Origin of the sequence: Vibrio splendidus (genome assembly GCF_001557875.1) — a bacterium.
Taxonomy (GTDB): domain Bacteria; phylum Pseudomonadota; class Gammaproteobacteria; order Enterobacterales; family Vibrionaceae; genus Vibrio; species Vibrio splendidus_F.
Map to the genome: position 1 here is coordinate 736,799 of NZ_LNRF01000001.1, position 17,748 is coordinate 754,546.

Genomic DNA, 17,748 nt, shown 5'->3' on the forward strand with positions numbered 1-17,748 from the left:
TATCGTAGAAAGACCTGTTTACCGTGTATTCAAAAATATTTCCCTCTCCGTTTGCTGAGCTTTCACCTGTAAAAAAAGTAGCTATTTTAGGGCTGCCACTTATTGCAGCGATTGGTGTTGCTCTGCAATCTTCACAATCGGATCTGACGAAAACGATCGATCTTGATTTACCAGACTCAACCGTTATTGAGTCAATTCTGTCACCTTCTTCTGTTACCGTTATTGAGCCACCGACATTTGAGTATCAAATTCAAACGGGCGATAACTTGAGTAGCATTTTCACTCAACTTGGATTTTCTTATAAATCGATGATGAGCGTGATGGAAACCGATTTGAACTTTCTTGCGTTAGATACGCTTCGTCCGGGCAATACATTACGTTTCTGGCGTGATGAAGCGACGGGTGAACTTTCCAAAATGGAACTTCAATTTAGCGTCGCAGATAAAGTGGTTTATCGACTGCTTGATGACGGTAGCTACGAATTCGAAGATATTTCTATTCCGGGTGAATGGAAGCAAAAGCCTTTAGTGGGTGATATTCAAGGCAGTTTCTCGATGTCAGCTAACAAGGTTGGCCTGAATAGTCTTGAGATTGATCATATTGTTACTCTGTTGAAAGATAAGCTGAATTTTAGCCGTGATTTGCGTGCTGGTGATCAGTTTGAAGTGCTTCAAAAGGCTCAATTTGTTGATGGTGTTGCAACCGGAAAACGTGAAATTGAAGCGATTAAGATCATGAATCGTAATCGTGTTGTGTCTGCGTATTTACATACTGATGGGCAATATTACGATGCCAATGGCGATAGCTTGCAGCGTGCTTTCCAACGTTACCCTGTGAGCAGTGGTTGGCGTCAAAGTTCTCAATTTAATCCTAAGCGCTTACACCCCGTGACCGGGCGAGTCTCACCGCACAATGGTACAGATTTCGCGACGCCGATTGGCACCCCAGTTCAAGCGACGGGTGATGGCAAAGTGATTATGACTCGTAAGCACCCATACGCCGGTAATTACGTGGTTATTCAGCACGGTAGTACTTATAAAACACGCTACCTACATTTGAGCAAGATCCTCGTGCGTAAAGGACAAACGGTATCTCGTGGTCAGCGCATTGGCTTATCAGGTAAAACTGGCCGAGTGACGGGCGCACACTTGCACTACGAGCTAATTGAGCGCGGTCGTCCTGTGAATGCAATGACAGCAAATATCCCTATGGCAGATTCTGTGCCTAAAAAGGAGAAAGCGACGTTTGTAGCAGCAAGAGATGAAGCTGATAAGCTGTTAAAAGTCGCTTTAGAAGCCCAATCTAATAACAGCTAGTTAGACTCTTTGAGATAACCTTGAATAAGGCTGTTATTCATCAAGCCGCTAATTAAAACCGCGAGAGCATCACTCCGAGTTGAGTCATGTTCTCGCGGTTTTTTTGATCCTAGCTCAATATAAGGATAGCTGTTTAAGCTAAAGGCTCCGAATGAGTAACATAGCTGACGATAGCCTCAGGTCGCATCGGTGGTGAGTAGAGATAGCCTTGAATTTTGTCACACCCCATTGCGTGCAGTTTTTCTAATTGCTCAAGCTTCTCGACCCCTTCCGCGACTAATGACACATCGAGCCTATGAGCAAGTTGAACAATCAACCAGACAACGCTCTCGGATGTTGAGCTTGTTAGTAAGTTACGAATAAAGGTGGCATCAATTTTAATGCAATCGATAGGGTAACTGTGGATGTAGTTCAAACTGGAGTAGCCCGTACCGAAGTCGTCGAGTGCAATCGTGAAGCCTTGTCCTCTAAGGAAGTTTAGCGCTGATTTTATCTCTTGAGTTGGTGAAAGCAGCACCGTTTCAGTTAGCTCAATAACAAACTCGTTTGCTTTAAAGTGATATTGTTCAATGGTACGAGTGAGGTAGGAAATGTAACGCTTAGAGTCGGTAAGTTCATGAGCGGAACAGTTTATTCCAAGTTTAACTTTATAGCCTAAGCCTTGTTCTAATGTTGTTTTTGCACGGCACACCAACTCGATGATGCGTTCTCCCAGTTCTACAATCAGCCCTGATTCTTCTGCCACTTGAATGAATTCCACAGGCGATATATCACCATGTTTGTTCGTTTTCCAGCGAGTGAGTACTTCGAAATATTCCCATCGAGTATCAGCTTGACCCACGATCGGCTGCACAACTACGTACATGCCATTACCATTGGGTACATAACTGTCTGCAATAGGACTCTCAAGCTCACTTCGTAAGGCGGTGATTAACTCGGTTTTCCTTTGATAACGGACCCTCAAGTGAGTGTCGTAACATTGAATGTGGGTATCTTGGCTGTGTTTACACTCTTTAAGTGCCAAGCTAGTGTTGAAGATGATCTGTTCTACGTCCTTGTCATCCCCATCTGAACGGGCAATGCCGATACTAACGTCGAAATCGATTTTAATATCAACATTACTGTAACCTTGCTTTATCTTGGCTAGGATTTGCTCGCAAACTGCTATTGGGTCTGAATGATAGGTAATGAAAGCAAACTCATTGCCAGCAGTCCGGAAAGTCAGATTGCTTTCGGGTAAGGTTCTACGCAATGTTTCTGCGACAAATTGAAGTACCTTATCGCCAATATAATTGCCGTGCATGTCATTGATGGCTTTGAAGCTATTGATGTCGAGCAGGGCGAGCGAGAATGGAGTGACGCTCTGTTGAGTGATCGATTCCAAGGTATCAGACAAGCAGCTTCGGTTTAGTACCCCCGTTAAGCTGTCGTGTGATACTTCGTAACTGAGTTGATTAACCAGTTGTTCAGAACGGTCGTTGAACCACATTTCACGCAAGGTGTGGATGATGATGTCAGCGAACAATTGGTGGTGTTTTATCACGTCTTGTTGTTGAACTGGACTTAGAGGCGAGGTGAACGTTGAGAACAACACCCCCATCACTTCACCACTTTGAGTACGAGTAGGGATCGCGATGGAGTTTTGTGAGGTGATTTCCTGCCTAAATGCCGATGTTGGCAATGACTGGACGACATGCTGAGCAAACGAGCAATCCGGGTGTCTTTGATTGACTGCTTGTTGGTAGATCTGCCCATGACGTGCATTGATTTTATCATGCAGTACATGGTCAGAGTGGGCGATCACCAAAGGAACGATTTGATCTGGGAAGTGCTTCTTCTCAATGATACTGGTGTACTGAGTACCAAAGGTTTGATGTAAAGTAAGTACGGCTGACTCTAAAAGGTCGACACCTTCCAATTTCAGTAAACGACCAATGCGCTCTGTGTCTATCATGCTGTTATGCGTATGTTGAGTCATAGTCACCATCCTTAGTTAACCAGATTCACTGTGTAAGCTGTATGTGTATGATCTTGTCTATACGATTTTGGCACTACGCAGTCTTAAGTTATATTACCCATATGCGTCTAGTTTATTATTGTTCGTATTGTATAACTTTTCAAATTAAAATGTGACTTATTTCACAGAGCCTGAGTGCTGCGCTCTTTGTCTAGCCTCTCTTTTAAATGATCCAGAAATAACTTGGTTCGCGTATGTGAGTAATCAAGCTTAGGGTAATACGCGTAAACCATCACTTCGTCGGCGGTTATATTTGGCAATACTGGAACTAACGTCCCTTGTTTAAGATCTTCTTTGATCATCGCTTTGATGGTTAACAACACTCCCATTCCTCGCTTCGCAGCATGAAACAAAGCTTCTGGATTCGTGGTAGCAAAGTTGCCGTTTAAAGTGATGCGTTGCCCTTTGGTTAGCGTGACTTCACGGGTTGGACGCTCTCCCCAGATCAAGGAGTTGTGTTGTTCTAAGTCCTGCTCGCTTGTGGGGTAACCATGTTTGGCTAGATAACTCGGCGCAGCATAGAAACTGGCCTTGTGTTCAAACAGCGGTGTTTTCTTGAAGCTTAACGAGTTGAGCTGCTCCAGTTCACGGCTGATCACGAGATCTAAGCCAAGTTCAGGCAGTTGACCAGACGTAGTGGTGATGAGCTGTACCTTAATATCTGGATATTTTTCTAGGAAATCGTCCATGTGTTGCACGAGAAATTTAGAGCCAACTGCGATGGTTGCTCCAATCTTTAATAGGCCTGCGGGAGTTTGGTTAACTGAGCGAGTTTCATCAATGATTGACTGCCAGTTATCGAGTTGATCTTTGGCTCTTTGGTAAAATAGTGCGCCCGCTTCGGTTTGGCTGATTGAGCGAGTAGTGCGCTTTAACAGTTGAGTGCCAATGCGTTCTTCAAGCCAGTTTACTCTTTTACTGATCGCTGAGCTGGTGGTGTTGAGTTTACGCGCAGCGCCATTGAAACTGCCTTCTTCAACCACTCTAACATAGCTTTTTACGTTGAGAATCCAATCCATATTATTTCCTATTGGGACTTAATTAAATTCCAATTTGGTTAATTATCAATTACTGGTTTTGAATATAGACTTATATCATGAACAAATATCAAACGAATAGGGAATTTTTTGAACCAATCGACCTTTAAAAAAACGCCATTACTGTTAGCGATGATGATCATTGCGACGGGACAAGTGGGTGTAAGCATCTACTTGCCATCACTGCCGCTCATTGCTGCTGACTTAAGTGTCACTCAAGTTGATGTACAGCTTCTTGTCACGCTATTTTTAGTAGGCTTTGGCTTATCTCAGCTATTTTACGGGCCGATGTCTGATGCGGTGGGAAGAAGACCTATCTTCTTGTTAGGTCAGGGTGTTTATTTGATTGGTACTGTTGTTTGTGTTGTCTTTTCTGACAACATAACAGCACTAGAAGTCGGCCGCTTGTTACAAGGCTTAGGGGCTGGTAGTGCCTCGGTGCTTGGGCGCAGCGTACTCCGCGACAGTTATGATGGCCCTCAACTGACCAAAGCGTTGTCTTATATCTCGATCACCGCTTCGATCATGCCAATCATTGCGCCTGTATTTGGTGGTTGGATTTCATTTCACCTCGGTTGGCAAGCGGTGTTCCTGTTTGTTCTGATGTACTTATTGGCGATATTTACGCTAGGTTACTTTGTTCTTCATGAAACGTTGCCATACGGAAAGAGTCGCTTTGATGCCTGCCAAGTGGTGAAGAACTACGGACGCTTGTTGACCAATCGCCAAGTGTTAACCAGTGCCAGTTACAACTGGATGAGCTATATGGCGAGTTTGGTTTCGTTGTCGTTGTTTCCATTCTTAATGCAAGAGCAACTGGGGCTGACCGCCGCCGAATATGGCTCATTGATGATTGTCCCTTCGGCAGGCTTACTGATAGGTAGCGTCGCTTTAAACTTGCTCAACCGTAGGTTTAGTACGTCCCAGCTGATGAGCCTAGCTATTTTGATTATCTTGGCGTCGGGAACTTGGCTTCTTACTCATGAATTATCCATCTTTAACCTAGTTTGGGCGTTTACTTGGTTGGCGATAGCACAAGGCATCTCGTTCCCACTATCAATCAGTATGTTATTAGAGCCTCATAAGAAGCAAGCGGGCGCAGTATCGGCGTTGTCAGGCTCAATTCAGATGTGTTTGGCGGGCTTGTTAGGAGGCTACTTAGTGGAAAGTTGGGTGACGACTCACCTACAGTTAGGTGTGTTTTATCTAATTATTGGTGCTTGTATGGGCACAGTACTTTGGTCTTCAAAGAGAATGAATAAGAAAGCTACAGTAACCGAGGTTGAATACAGCTAAAAAACTAGCTCGTTATTGTTTAGCCCACCGTCGTTAATACGTTGTATTTGTATGGATGGTTTTCTACAATACCTGCGTCCATTTAATAGGTAATAAACATGCAGCAAAATGAATTTGAAGTACTGGTAAAAGCTATCTGCGCACTAGATGGCCTGCCTCAAGCGCTTGAGCTATTGAAATCCAATGAGGATACAGAAGTCGCTGAGGCTGCTGCATCACTGACTGGTCAATTTGCACTAGCTGAAGTGGAAGGCGAAAAGCGTATTTACCACGTGACGCTTCAAGAAAATGAACAAGGCGAAGAGCAAGAGTACATCGAACATGTCATGAATGAAGGCGATGACTTAATCAAATTTGCAGCTTGGTTCTTTGAAACAATGTTTGAATTGAAGCAAAAAGACACATACCAAATTGCTGGTAAAACTTACAGACAGCCAAAGCGCAGCTAGGGTTCTCAGTAAAGTATTTTAGAAAGCAGCTCTCTGAGCTGCTTTTTTTATAAGCGTCTAAATCAATGTCTTGGACTGATATTAGCAATGGAGCATTAAGTTCAAACCAGAATTCAGGTTAACTCATTGATATGCATATTCAATGCTGATTAGCACAGAGGCAAAATTAGGTTTATTGCAATTTAATAGCTTGCATTGCATTGCATTGAAGTGTGATTTAGATCTTGTTTTTGGGCGTTTTAAGTGTAAAATCCGCGCTAAAGAAAGTTGATTATGTGCGGAGATAAGCATGAATTACGAACTAGGCCACGCATACCTTGGTCAAATGGCAGCAAAAAACATGATGCACGAAGCATTGTATGGCAAGCCAAAGCCAAAAAAAACATCATTCCTTAAGCGAATGATGAAGAAAATGGCTAAATAAGCATTTTCAAAAACGGAATTTTAAAAGGCCTTAAACATCTATGATGTTTAAGGCCTTTGTCGTTTTAGCGATTGATGAAGTTCATCGCCCTGTTTTGTTGTGGATGGACACAAAAAACTCTGATTAATTCACGATTGGATTTATAGCTCTGTGTGAGTTTAGCCTGCCGATTGGTTGGACAGATCGACAACATTATTTGGGATGCTATCTAAACCATTCTCTTTCATCCATGCATCTAAGTTGTCTGCTCCACCGATGTATTTACCATCGAGCCAGATCTGAGGGACAGTTACTGGTGTTTTCTCACCAATGTGCGCTTTTACTTCTGGAATCATGCGATACAAAGCTGCGCTGTCTTTTACGACATCATGGTATTGGTATTCAACACCCGCTTCATCAAGCATTTTCTTCGCCTTAACGCAGAATGGGCAGGTCGCTTTACCATAAACAATATTGCCTTTTAGGGTATCTCTTTTGGTCCATTCTTTAATGACCGATTGAATCAGAACACCACGATTTAGTGCTTCGCCTTGGCTTACTACTTTACCTTCAACAACAAGGATCGGAGCATGCCAAGAGCCTAGCTTTAAAGGTTCCCACCAGTGAGATAACCAATCTTTCACTTCCAGTTCGACATCAACACCGGCCAACTCATTCTCGAAAGTATCCTTCAGAATGTCTTTGGTAAGGGTACATTCCCCACATGGAATATTAACTTTAAATGGACCCCAGCTGCCTGCCCAACGGTATAGTGTAATCTTGACTGGTTTCTTCATGGTTACGGCCTCGTTTGAATTCTCTTATCCATATAGAACGGACAGCCGAACTATTTATTTCATCAACTCTAAGCTTTCTTTATTTTCGACGGTTTTTTGGTTTCCCAATGGGTAATAAACGCTACTGACGCAATAATAATAGCAGCCCCTAGCCATAAACGCCCCGGCGGAACCCAACTAAACACAATCCAACCAGCTAAAACATTTAGCGGCAATTTCGCATGGTCAAACGGTTGAACAAATGAAGCATCAGCGACGGAATAAGCTTTTACAATTGCCCACTGAGCGAGTGCTGTCATTACACCAATAACAACCAATATTCCCCAAATAGTACCGCCGCTTGGAGTCTGCCAATCAGGCGCGGCAAGTAGGATATTAAATGGCGTTATCAATAGTAAAAGGTAGACCACCATGGTTGAAGGGCTGTCTTGTGAAGAGAGCTTTTTCACCATCAATGAGTAGCATGCCCAAAAGAAAGCGGCGCCAACTGGTAACAGTGTTGCCCAGTTAAAGTCTTCAGCCCATGGCTCGAGAATAACCATCGCACCAGCGAAGCCTGCTAAGGTCGCTCCCCAACGAGCTGCCACAACTTTCTCTTTGAGAAACAACCCTGAACCTATGGTAGCGAATAGTGGCGATGTCATAAGAAGGGCAATGCCTTGCCAAATAGGTACTGGGTAAGCCAGTGCCCATATCCAAAGTTGAATACCAATAACAGACAAGAAGACACGAAATACGTGCAATTTTAGGTTGTCGGTTTTTAGCGCGCGGCGAATCCCCAGCGTTTTCAGATAAGGAAGAATCGCGAACAACGCGATAGCGTATTGAATGACGGCAACGGTAGTAGAAGTCAGTCCGAAGTGAATGCTAGCGATTTGGGTTAGGCTATTAATAATGGCAAAGGCTAGGCCTGCGGTTAGCATCCAGCTAGCGCCTTGGATCGGATGGTGTTGTGACATGATGCTTCTAATTATTTGATGTGGTCCGCCTATGATACGGATTTAGCAAGACTTAACCAGAAAAAGCATCGATGAAGTCAGTCAGAATATTTGAACATGAAAAAAGGTTGAGCCATTGCCCAACCTTTTTAGCCTCTATCTAAAGTCGATTTAGATTAGAAGTCGTAACGGATGCCCGCTTGTAGCTGGTCATCTTTATTGTCTAGTTGTTCAAACTTGTAACCAGCATAGGTACGAATATGGCCATTAAACTTGTATACCGCTTCAACAGCAAAGTTATTTGCTTCTTCGTCAGCCGCTTTATCGAACTCACCGTAGTTGTATACACCAATTAGTGATAACTGCTTAGTTGCTTTGAAGATAGCTGAAAGCTCGTAGCCAGTGTAATCTTCATCTGCAACTGAAGCCATTGTGTATAAGCCACCAACAGTAAACGCATCCATCGAGAATTGAGCGACAAGGTTAATCTGGTCATCATCGAAGTTACCATTCTTTTGAGAAACGTAACCAGCACCAAGATCAAAAGCGCCTAAGTTGTACATAGCAGCAAGACCAAAGCTGTCCGCATCTTTTTCATCGGCTGCGATGTAGTTTGCTTGAACTGTCAACGCGTCAAATTCGCCAGAGTAAAGGAAGTTGTTTTCGCGTTTGTCTTTGTTACCAGCGACAGCATCAGCGGCATCTGCACCAAATGTAGCCATCGTATCTGTAATATCTGTCAACATTACTTGAGCCGAGTCTTGCTTACCGTAAGAAAATTCTCCGAAGTTGGTACCAAGACCAGCAAAGAAGTAACGGTTAGTAAGTGAGTCAGTTTTTTCTCCGTTAACACCAACAGCTGTGTCTCCTGTAAACTCAGCTTCATATTTACCAAAGCCGTATAGTTCATCAGAAACTTGAGTCTTTCCTGAGATATTTACACGGGCACGTGACTTGTCTTTAAAAGAGCTGTCAGACGCACTTTCGTTGTTATCAGAGACGTTGAAGCGAGCTTCCGCACGACCGCCAATTTTAAGCTCCGTACCATCCGAGCTGTAAACTGTTGCTGCTAGAGATGAACCTGAAACTAGTGCCGCTACCACTGCAGAAGCTAGAACTGCCTTTTTCATAATCACTTACCTTGTATTTTAAAATCCGTGAGCAATGTGCTCTCCGTTTCGATATGAAGCTAATTTAGATCAGACAAATTAAGCTTTCATTTCCATAAAATTACATTTTCGTGAATGGGGAACTTTTTTAAGTGTTGATTTTATTGCACTTTTATTTCATGAGGCTGAGTTTTCTGTGAATAGTTATACAAGTTGCGCGTATTTCAAAGGTCACATTGACAAGTTTACCTCGGAATCACGTATGTCGATGGTGGTGAATTTTGGGAGCGCTTCAGGGCTTGTTAATCTGATTAACTGCTTGTACTGGTTAAGATATCCTCTATGATGCAAAAACTTAGAAGAGAATCGATTTTGCTCAACAAGATGGAGACGTTGGATGAAAACAGAGTACTTAGGCGATGTTTTACAAGGTAGGCAGGTTATTGGCTCCTTGAATGTTGAAGACCTACCCGTTGGAGAGCACCAGTTTTGGTTTCAAGTCACCAGTGATGGGTTAGGGCAACCTAAGAACATGCCGGTTTCTGTTTTTAAAGGCAGTCAAGAAGGCCCTAAGTTGATGATCACTGCCGGCATTCACGGTGATGAGTTAAACGGAGTGTTGGCTGCACAGCAAATTATCAGAGACTTAGTCGGTAAAACTCTCAAAGGTACGGTAACGATTGTACCTACGGTGAATTTGTCTGGTTTGCTAAACCATAGCCGTGATTTTATATCTTCGGATCCGGGTTCTTGCCCTGCCAATCTTAATCGACTCTTTCCGGGTGATGCTAATGGCTTGGCAGCGGAGCGCTTTGTTGCGTCTTTGTGGGAGCGCTTACTTAAGCATAATGCCACCTTTGCCGTTGACCTCCACACTCAAACTCGTGGTGCAGTCTATCCACTCTATGTGTTTGCTGATTATCGAATTGAACAATGTTTGGAGATGGCGAGGCTGATGCAGCCCGATTGTGTTCTGAATGACCCTGGCGACCCAGGTATTTTAGAAACAGTTTGGAATCGAAGTGGAATACCAAGCATCACGGTGGAAGTGGGGATGGGTAAGTTTACTCAGCCTGACATGATTCAACGAGCGGTAGATGGTGTTTTTAACATGCTGTCTTATTATCAAATGTTCGAAATTGACCTAAATAACCCAGACAAAATGCAGCTGCCGAGTATGGATTGGATTGAAGGTAACAGTGTGGTGTCTATTCGTGCTGATATTGGTGGTTTTGTTTTGCCTCAGGTCGAGCTTTTACAAAGCGTGGAGCAAGATGATTTGTTAGCCATTCAATACGATGCTTTTGGAAATGAGTGTCGCCGTTATCACGCGCCGTCTGCTGGACGTGTCCTTAGCTATAACGTGGATGCGTTAAGGGAGCCAGGTGCACTTGTTTGTCGCTTGCTAAGTTAGGGCTCAGTCGATTGGACGTTTCAGTGTTAATGCACTGTGTCGCTATCTAAAACGCGTAAAAAAAAGACCGAGCAGGGCTCGGTCAAAGGACAGTTTTCTTGAGTTAACCCGTCTTGGACTCATCGAGAGAACTGCTTTTAGAGTAGCGAGGGTAGATTAAGAATCCATTGCAAGATAGTGACACTTCGACTGTTTATCTGTGTCAAAAATAATATTGAAGACATTATCTTAAGCTCATCAAAAAGCCGACTGCGAGTTACGCGAGTCGGCTTTTATTCACTTCTCTTTCGAATCTTTATCTCTAACTACACTCAATTAAAAAGCGTCATCCACGATATCTTTAAGTCGGTCGTAAGGCACATATCCTGGTAAAACATTTCCGTTCATCATCATGGTTGGAGTGCCCGTTAAGCCGAGTGCACTGAACGTTTGATGGTTAGTGGTTAGAACTTGGTTTTGTTCTTGAGTTGTTTTTAGCTCCGTCTCTGTTCCCGTCTTCTTGGCAACGGCCTCTAGTGAGCTTTTCGAGTGAATGCCGCTTTTCGCCATCAATAATTTATTAACCTCAGGGAATGCTTCTGGGTTATCTTTCCATACCTTCATCGCGTATAGCGCTGCGTTGGTGTTTAGACCTGAAACCTGTTGCTGCTTAAACGATAAGTATACGTTGATCACTTTAATATCGCTGTTTTCAGAGGCTAATTGAACCAAGCCTTTTTCCAAGCGCTTACAGTAAGGACAGTTATAGTCGGTAAAATTAACGATGACCGATTTGCCATCTGGATTACCAAGGATCGGATGAGCGTCATTGTTGTATAACCAATCATGGCTTTCCGCTTGGGCTTTCTTCGCTTGCTCTTGACCTGCTACGTACTGCTCTAAACTGGTATGCAACCCAGAAATTGTTGAAGGGTTCTCTTTCAGGAATTGATTAATTTCTTCAAGTTGTTGAGTTTGCTCTTTGTTTAATTCGGCGAAGGCATTAGTACTCAATAGTGAGCCTAAAATCAGTGCGCTTATCAGATGCTTTTTCATATTGTCTTTTCTCTAATTCGTGATAATTGTGAGCGCTTATTGGGTTGCGCTCACATTAATGTTGTTTGTTAAACTGGCTGAGTCGGTTTATTCACTTAGCTTTGCTCTGTTTTTCTTTATGAGCGAGTTAGGCAAAGTAGGTTCTTAACCACAGTCCTATAGGAGAAGTAACGCCTGTTGCGATACTGCTGATCTTTCCGTCTTTGATGATGACGATGCTTGGAGTGACATTAACGCCCCAACTTCTGCTGATTGATCCAGAAAGATCATTGATAACAGGGAAGTCATATTCTTTTGCATCCAAGTAGCGTTGGACACGCTCGTCTGGACCAGACGATAGAGCGACCGAAACCACCTGATGGGAGTCGTTGAAGCTATTGACGGTTGGGCTCACAAATTTGCAGGCACCACACCAAGTCGCCCAAAAATAGACAATGACTGGCTTACCATTTTTGCTTAGCTCGATAACATCAATATCTACGCCTTGGAGCGATTGACCCACAATTGGAACCGCATCGCCCTGAGGCATACTTCTGCTGTGATAAAAGTCCATGGCGAATGAAACCACGCCAACGATAAGTATCATTGAAACCAGTTCCTTTCCCCACTTCTTAAGACGACTTGGCTTTTTGGCCTCACTCTTTACAGTGCTGTCTTCAGCCGAGCTAGATTTCTCTTCATTGTTGGGAGTCTTCATCAGTTATCTCGCAGCATCGATGGCTTGAACGACAGTGTCACTGTTGAGAATGACAGGCAGTGGAATACCGTTTTTATAGCTTGGACCGTAGACGATATTAAATGGCACACCAAATCGCCCATTACTTTGTAAGTATTGAGTGACACTTTCACTTGGTGTTGTCCAATCGCCTTTCATCAAAACAATGTCTTCTTGTTGCAGGTGGCTGTAGACAGGATCTTGAAGAATGACGCCAATTTTGTTGGCTTTACAGGTGATACACCAATCAGCAGTTACATCAACAAAGACCGTTTTGCCTTCATCAACGAGCTGAGGGATTTGCTTCGCATCCAGCTTTTGCCAAGCGAGATCGTCAATAATCGGAGTCGCCCAGTTATCAGCGGTGACACTGCCGACGATCAATGCAGCACCAAACACCAAGGTTGTGGTAGCGACGATAGGAATAAGCACCTTGCGACCCAACTTACGGCCAATCCAAACCAATACTGAAATCACGATAAATAGCGACAGCAGGATAGTTGGGAATTTACCAATGAATGGGCTCATAAGGCTTGTTAGCCATAAGCTGGTAATGAACATCATTAAGCCAAACACCAGCTTAACTTTGAACATCCACGCCCCAGGCTTTGGAAGCAATTTGGTTAGGCTTGGGAATAGCGCAAAGATCAACCAAGGCGCACTCATACCGATACCAAGCGCGATGAAGATTGCCCATAACTCTTGATAGCTTGCTCCGAGTGCATACGCGACTGCGGTTCCTAGGAATGGCGCGCTACACGGCGTTGCTAACAGCGTTGCAAACATGCCTTGAACAAAGTGGCCTGAATGTGAGTCATCGCCTTTGGTTGCAATCCAAGTGTTTAAACCTGACGGTAGTCTGAATTCGAATAACCCAAGCAGGTTAATCGAGAACAGCAAAGTGATGATCAGCATGAACCCGATGAACCAAACATTTTGGAATTGGATTCCCCAACCAATCGCATTACCACCCATTTTTAGAGCGGTCATACCTAGGGCTAACAGCGCAAATGATGTAATGACACCTGAAGCAGAAGCTAGGAATGACAGTCGAATATGACGATTAGATGCACCTTGGTTTTGAATGATGCTGTTTAACTTCATTCCTAATACTGGCAACACACATGGCATGATGTTGAGGATCAAACCACCAATTAAAGCAAAGCCAATCATTGCCAGAAAGCCGTTGTTGCTTGTTTGATAAGTGATCGGTTGTGACCCAACTTGAGCCGTCATCTCTTCGGCAAAATTAGTGTCTGAAACAGTGACACTCACTGTACGGTCCGTTAAGTCGACTTCACCGATCCAGTTGCTCACATCAAATACGGCTGTCATTGTATTGTCTGTGATGTGGACGCTTGGTTGAGAGAAGAAGTCATCAATCACTTCTTGCCCGTCAATCAACACCATCGGCTTGTCCCAGCCATCTTTACTTGTCAGCTGAGTAACCAATTGCTGCTTGCTCTTATCCCAAAACAGACCGTTCACCGAAGTGCGGTTAGCTTCTCGTGGCGACTGGCTCATGCCTTGGTTGAACAAGAACATCGCTTCTTGATCGATCGCTAAAGTTTGTGGGTCAATCGGCAGTTCGATATCGTAATCGGTTAACACACAGATATTGGTACACGACGGAAAGGTAAACGACGCCCTGAATATTGCAGGCTTTGTGTTGTCTTTCAGGGTTAACGTGACAGGAAAGCTGACGTGCTTTTTGTAACCTAACGTCATGACGTCAAGCTGCTCGTAATACTTAGGTATCGGCCAATGCCAATCTACTGACTCAATGTTTGTTGAACCAGACCAGTCCCAGCTTGGCGGAATGCCACCTTCGCCAGGGCTGCGCCAATAGGTTTTCCAGTCGCCGTCGAGCACGACATCGAGCACGGTTTGGATCTTAGAGCCGTCATCCGACTGTTCACCTGTCGACATCATTCGCATCTTAACAGGCGGATGCTCAGGCACACTAAGCCAGCCCGTTGTCTGTGCCAAGGCGGTAAATGACGTCATAACCAAAAGGGCAGTGACTAAGGTTTTCGCGCATGTACGCATAGAGAATGCCAATGAATCGACAAACTTAGTTAGTAGTGTGTTGTACACAAATGTATCTCCAAAAAATAAATAAAAGGGTGTAGTAGCCCGGTTATTTACTCTCTAAATATACAGTGCTTTAGATGCAATCGGTGTTTTGTAGGTCGAGTAGAGCGATGATTGTCTCTAGATAATCTCGAGATGTGAGGAGGTAAGTTAAATGCAACAGCAATAATAAGTACGAATGGGATCAGCCAGCCGGTTTTCGGGGCGGCAAAGGTCAGCATTTTCGAACTTAGGCTGCATGAACTTGAATTGGGAGACGTTAACATTTTTGAGGCTTCTAAACCGAAAACGCTGGCGTATAGAGCAGCCATTTTTTCTGAAGAAGCAATGTCGGTTTGAGGATTACTGGTTTCTGTGTGAGCTTGTGCATCAACCAGGACAGATTGACCATTAGCGGATGCAGATAACGATACTTTCTTTACGGCCAGAGTACTTGCCAGACAAGTTATGATAACCAGTCCGGTAAGGAAGAGCGCCCAAAGCGAGTGCTTTTGTCGGCGGTTCTGTGTGGATAAGAAAAGTAGCGATGTGTTCAGCAAATTAGTCAGTAATCAAATCTGTTAGTCGTTAAAGCGAGCTCATTGAATTGTGGCTAGCTTAGATAAGTTCTCTTCGCGTCACAAGTCATAAAATGGTTAAAGTGAAACTATGTATAAACGCGGGAAACCGAAGATACACGATAAACGACGCATAAACCCCAATTCATGCGAATACGACATTGAGCTCGAGCTAAAGTTCACAACAATCGACACTTATTGAGAATTTATTGTGTATTGACGGGGTTATTCATAATGAGGTGATACAAAAAAGCCCAACAGATCGTCGATGGACGTGTTGGGCTTTAATCATTGGTGCTATTGGAAAGGCTTAGTGAGTGCGGCGAGGGCCATTACGTACCAAGTCTTTACCGTTATCAAACACTTCTTTGGTGATCCAGCGAGCAAGCAGAACTTTGTGGCTGCTGTTGAATACAGCAACGAAGTGACGACCATCTGAATTATTGGTTGCCATGCCTACGCCTTCAACGCCTTCAAGACCTAAACCGCCAGCTTCCACTGAAATTAGGAATTGTTCTAGTTCTTCCAGAGACTCAATAATATCAAGTTCGTTGTTCATTTTTATGCTCTCTTGCTGTGAGCCAACATCGTATTTAAGGCGCTTTAGTGCATGTGCCCGAGTGAATATATTGGCCGTTGTTCTTTGTTGGATGCGTACTCTACAGGTCATAAGAGGGGATTGGAACTCTCAAATATTAGAAGCTGACTGATAATTTGCGAAGTTTTAACATAACATACGTTTAAATGCTTGTTATCCATATTCTTTTTACTACTATTTATAGGGTCAATTTAGACAGTAATAGGAATTAATATGATGAAGGTTTGGCGTTGTCTATTGTTAATGTTGGCGTTTGTTGCATTTGGAAGTTTTGCACAAAGTGTCGATAAAATAGCAGAAGTACAAGATCAATTAATGCTCGATCTGGCAACATTAGAAACGGCGCATGATGCAGAGAAGCCCTTTCTTGAGGATATATTAAGGCGTAAGAATCAAGCCTTACGTGAAGAGATATTCTCTCAATTATCATCTGACAAAAAAGATGGACTTGATGTCATTCTTTCTCAGCAGGTTGAACTCTTAGAAAAACTGTTGGCATTGAATGAAGTTAAAATCGTTACATTGAGCAAAGAAAATCGTTCAGCAGAAGGTGATGCTAAGAAACCTCTAGAGTTACGAATTCAAAAACGAATCGGAATGATGGATGCTTATTATCAGCAACTTGCTAAGACATTAGATTGGTCTAAAGAGCGTGGCGTTGATGTTACTGTCTCCGAAGATAAGCTCAAGATGGCTCTAATATCTCGTTCCAAGTATCTAACCAATGCCATTCTTTACACTGACACACAGCGCCAAGACCAAGAGGCACGTTTGTCTTTTGTCACTGAAGAAGAGAAAGCGACCATCAAAAAGGAGCTAATACGCTTTAATGAGCGTACTAGTGTCATGGTTGCTAGCTTAGAAGAGACCATATCCCTAATGGAACCTTTTGGGGTGGATGTTACCTCTTACAAGCGAGTGTTGCTGTCGACGACGGGAGATATTAATGCCGATGTATTGGATGTTGATGTTGCACTTGAGTTGTTGGATGGTTGGCTTCGTTCGTTTAGTTCATGGGCTTTTGAAAATACCCCTTCTTTTATCGTTAAACTCGCTCTGTTTCTCGGTATTTTGTATGTAACTCGCCTTATAGCTAACGTGGCTCGTAAGACCGTTCGTAAGAGTGTTTCGCACTCAAAAATGGACTTCAGTGTCTTGATGCAGGACTTCTTTGTATCCATTGCATCTAAAGCGGTCGTGTTTATTGGTTTGCTTATTGCACTGTCTCAAATAGGGATAGAGCTAGCACCACTTCTTACTGGTTTCGGTGTTGCAGGTGTCATCATTGGTTTCGCATTGCAAGATACGCTATCTAACTTTGCATCGGGTTTGATGATCTTGATCTACCGTCCTTATGATGTGGGCGACATGGTTAAAGTGGCGGGCGTGCAAGGCACGGTAAAAGATATGAGCTTAGTATCGACGACCGTTCAAACTATCGATAACCAACGCTTGGTGATCCCAAACAACAAAATCTGGGGTGACGTGATCAACAACATCACGGCAGAGCGTGTGAGACGTGTTGATATGGTTTTCGGTATTGGCTACTCAGATGATATCGATAAAGCGAAAGCGGTATTGAACGACATCATTGTTGCGCACCCTCTAGTGTTGAAAAAACCAGAGCATATGATCAAGCTTCATACCTTGAATACGTCTTCTGTAGATTTTGTCGTAAGGCCTTGGGTTAAGACTGATGACTACTGGGATGTGTATTGGGATGTGACGGAAACCGTGAAGAAACGCTTCGATGAAGAAGGCATCACGATTCCATTCCCTCAACGAGATGTACATATTTACAATCACGAAGAGAACTAAGCGAAAGAGCTAATACGAAAAAGCTAAGTGTGGCTTCGAGCCGTCATTCTTAATGTGATATCAAATGGACGCTGAATAAGCGTCCATTTTTTTTGGCTGCCGTTTATATTGAGCTTCATTCTTTATGTCACTCCACCCATCTTAGAATTAAGTTA

The 17,748-nt window shown here is 43.5% G+C and carries 15 protein-coding genes; 6 read left to right on the forward strand and 9 right to left on the reverse strand.

Annotation, left to right across the window (positions count from 1 at the left end):
* The first annotated feature begins 23 nt into the window (after nt 1-23).
* A complete protein-coding gene (locus ATB74_RS03185) occupies nt 24-1,316 on the forward strand; it encodes a peptidoglycan DD-metalloendopeptidase family protein (protein ID WP_061016484.1) in 1,293 nt (430 codons plus the stop codon).
* Between the two features lie 133 nt (nt 1,317-1,449).
* Here ATB74_RS03185 and ATB74_RS03190 read toward each other — a convergent pair whose 3' ends face one another.
* Both ATB74_RS03190 and ATB74_RS03195 read right to left on the reverse strand, forming a co-directional pair.
* Complete coding sequence (locus tag ATB74_RS03190) at nt 1,450-3,294, reverse strand: putative bifunctional diguanylate cyclase/phosphodiesterase (RefSeq protein ID WP_061016485.1); 1,845 nt, start codon at nt 3,292-3,294, stop codon at nt 1,450-1,452.
* A 161-nt stretch (nt 3,295-3,455) separates the two neighbouring features.
* Complete coding sequence (locus tag ATB74_RS03195; RefSeq protein WP_061016487.1) at nt 3,456-4,352, reverse strand: LysR family transcriptional regulator; 897 nt, start codon at nt 4,350-4,352, stop codon at nt 3,456-3,458.
* 108 nt (nt 4,353-4,460) lie between these two features.
* Here ATB74_RS03195 and ATB74_RS03200 point away from each other — a divergent pair, with 108 nt between their 5' ends.
* The 3 genes from ATB74_RS03200 (at nt 4,461) to ATB74_RS24460 (ending at nt 6,539) form a co-directional block, all read left to right on the forward strand.
* A complete protein-coding gene (locus ATB74_RS03200; RefSeq protein ID WP_061016489.1) occupies nt 4,461-5,666 on the forward strand; it encodes a multidrug effflux MFS transporter in 1,206 nt (401 codons plus the stop codon).
* A gap of 98 nt (nt 5,667-5,764) precedes the next feature.
* Nucleotides 5,765-6,115 carry a hypothetical protein gene (locus tag ATB74_RS03205; protein WP_017057980.1) on the forward strand — a complete coding sequence of 117 codons (351 nt, stop codon included), beginning with the start codon at nt 5,765-5,767 and terminating at the stop codon, nt 6,113-6,115.
* Nucleotides 6,116-6,404: 289 nt separating this feature from the next.
* The gene (locus tag ATB74_RS24460) at nt 6,405-6,539 is read left to right on the forward strand and encodes a hypothetical protein (protein ID WP_279626256.1); all 135 of its coding nucleotides are present in this window, start codon (nt 6,405-6,407) and stop codon (nt 6,537-6,539) included.
* Nucleotides 6,540-6,697: 158 nt separating this feature from the next.
* Here ATB74_RS24460 and ATB74_RS03210 read toward each other — a convergent pair whose 3' ends face one another.
* The 3 genes from ATB74_RS03210 to ATB74_RS03220 form a co-directional block, all read right to left on the reverse strand.
* On the reverse strand, nt 6,698-7,315 hold the full coding sequence (locus ATB74_RS03210) for a glutaredoxin domain-containing protein (RefSeq protein WP_061016491.1): 618 nt from the start codon (nt 7,313-7,315) through the stop codon (nt 6,698-6,700).
* Nucleotides 7,316-7,383: 68 nt separating this feature from the next.
* Complete coding sequence (locus tag ATB74_RS03215) at nt 7,384-8,274, reverse strand: DMT family transporter (RefSeq protein WP_061016493.1); 891 nt, start codon at nt 8,272-8,274, stop codon at nt 7,384-7,386.
* Between the two features lie 155 nt (nt 8,275-8,429).
* A complete protein-coding gene (locus tag ATB74_RS03220; protein WP_061016495.1) occupies nt 8,430-9,383 on the reverse strand; it encodes a porin in 954 nt (317 codons plus the stop codon).
* Between the two features lie 376 nt (nt 9,384-9,759).
* Here ATB74_RS03220 and ATB74_RS03225 point away from each other — a divergent pair, with 376 nt between their 5' ends.
* The gene (locus ATB74_RS03225; RefSeq protein ID WP_060980514.1) at nt 9,760-10,776 is read left to right on the forward strand and encodes a succinylglutamate desuccinylase/aspartoacylase family protein; all 1,017 of its coding nucleotides are present in this window, start codon (nt 9,760-9,762) and stop codon (nt 10,774-10,776) included.
* Between the two features lie 315 nt (nt 10,777-11,091).
* On the opposite strand, the gene ATB74_RS03230 is transcribed toward ATB74_RS03225, so the two are convergent.
* From ATB74_RS03230 to ATB74_RS03245, 4 genes are all read right to left on the reverse strand, one after another.
* Nucleotides 11,092-11,811, reverse strand: a complete 720-nt coding sequence (locus ATB74_RS03230) for a DsbA family protein (protein ID WP_061016497.1) — start codon at nt 11,809-11,811, stop codon at nt 11,092-11,094.
* A gap of 127 nt (nt 11,812-11,938) precedes the next feature.
* A complete protein-coding gene (locus ATB74_RS03235; protein ID WP_061016499.1) occupies nt 11,939-12,508 on the reverse strand; it encodes a protein disulfide oxidoreductase in 570 nt (189 codons plus the stop codon).
* 3 nt (nt 12,509-12,511) lie between these two features.
* Nucleotides 12,512-14,575, reverse strand: coding sequence for a protein-disulfide reductase DsbD family protein (locus ATB74_RS03240; RefSeq protein ID WP_061017714.1), 2,064 nt, complete (start codon nt 14,573-14,575; stop codon nt 12,512-12,514).
* Between the two features lie 912 nt (nt 14,576-15,487).
* Nucleotides 15,488-15,736 carry a hypothetical protein gene (locus tag ATB74_RS03245; RefSeq protein ID WP_017062732.1) on the reverse strand — a complete coding sequence of 83 codons (249 nt, stop codon included), beginning with the start codon at nt 15,734-15,736 and terminating at the stop codon, nt 15,488-15,490.
* Between the two features lie 252 nt (nt 15,737-15,988).
* On the opposite strand from ATB74_RS03245, the gene ATB74_RS03250 reads away from it, so the two are divergent.
* Entirely contained in the window at nt 15,989-17,593 is a 1,605-nt protein-coding gene (locus tag ATB74_RS03250) for a mechanosensitive ion channel family protein (protein ID WP_061016501.1), read from the forward strand.
* Nucleotides 17,594-17,748 lie beyond the last annotated feature (155 nt).

What these genes read in the sequence shown, in the direction of transcription:
- ATB74_RS03190 (WP_061016485.1), bottom strand. Translation starts at nt 3,294, where the DNA reads ATGACTCAACATACGCATAACAGCATGATAGACACAGAGCGCATTGGT.
- ATB74_RS03195 (WP_061016487.1), bottom strand. Translation starts at nt 4,352, where the DNA reads ATGGATTGGATTCTCAACGTAAAAAGCTATGTTAGAGTGGTTGAAGAA.
- ATB74_RS03205 (WP_017057980.1), top strand. Translation starts at nt 5,765, where the DNA reads ATGCAGCAAAATGAATTTGAAGTACTGGTAAAAGCTATCTGCGCACTA.
- ATB74_RS24460 (WP_279626256.1), top strand. Translation starts at nt 6,405, where the DNA reads ATGAATTACGAACTAGGCCACGCATACCTTGGTCAAATGGCAGCAAAA.
- ATB74_RS03210 (WP_061016491.1), bottom strand. Translation starts at nt 7,315, where the DNA reads ATGAAGAAACCAGTCAAGATTACACTATACCGTTGGGCAGGCAGCTGG.
- ATB74_RS03215 (WP_061016493.1), bottom strand. Translation starts at nt 8,274, where the DNA reads ATGTCACAACACCATCCGATCCAAGGCGCTAGCTGGATGCTAACCGCA.
- ATB74_RS03220 (WP_061016495.1), bottom strand. Translation starts at nt 9,383, where the DNA reads ATGAAAAAGGCAGTTCTAGCTTCTGCAGTGGTAGCGGCACTAGTTTCA.
- ATB74_RS03225 (WP_060980514.1), top strand. Translation starts at nt 9,760, where the DNA reads ATGAAAACAGAGTACTTAGGCGATGTTTTACAAGGTAGGCAGGTTATT.
- ATB74_RS03230 (WP_061016497.1), bottom strand. Translation starts at nt 11,811, where the DNA reads ATGAAAAAGCATCTGATAAGCGCACTGATTTTAGGCTCACTATTGAGT.
- ATB74_RS03235 (WP_061016499.1), bottom strand. Translation starts at nt 12,508, where the DNA reads ATGAAGACTCCCAACAATGAAGAGAAATCTAGCTCGGCTGAAGACAGC.
- ATB74_RS03240 (WP_061017714.1), bottom strand. Translation starts at nt 14,575, where the DNA reads ATGCGTACATGCGCGAAAACCTTAGTCACTGCCCTTTTGGTTATGACG.
- ATB74_RS03245 (WP_017062732.1), bottom strand. Translation starts at nt 15,736, where the DNA reads ATGAACAACGAACTTGATATTATTGAGTCTCTGGAAGAACTAGAACAA.
- ATB74_RS03250 (WP_061016501.1), top strand. Translation starts at nt 15,989, where the DNA reads ATGATGAAGGTTTGGCGTTGTCTATTGTTAATGTTGGCGTTTGTTGCA.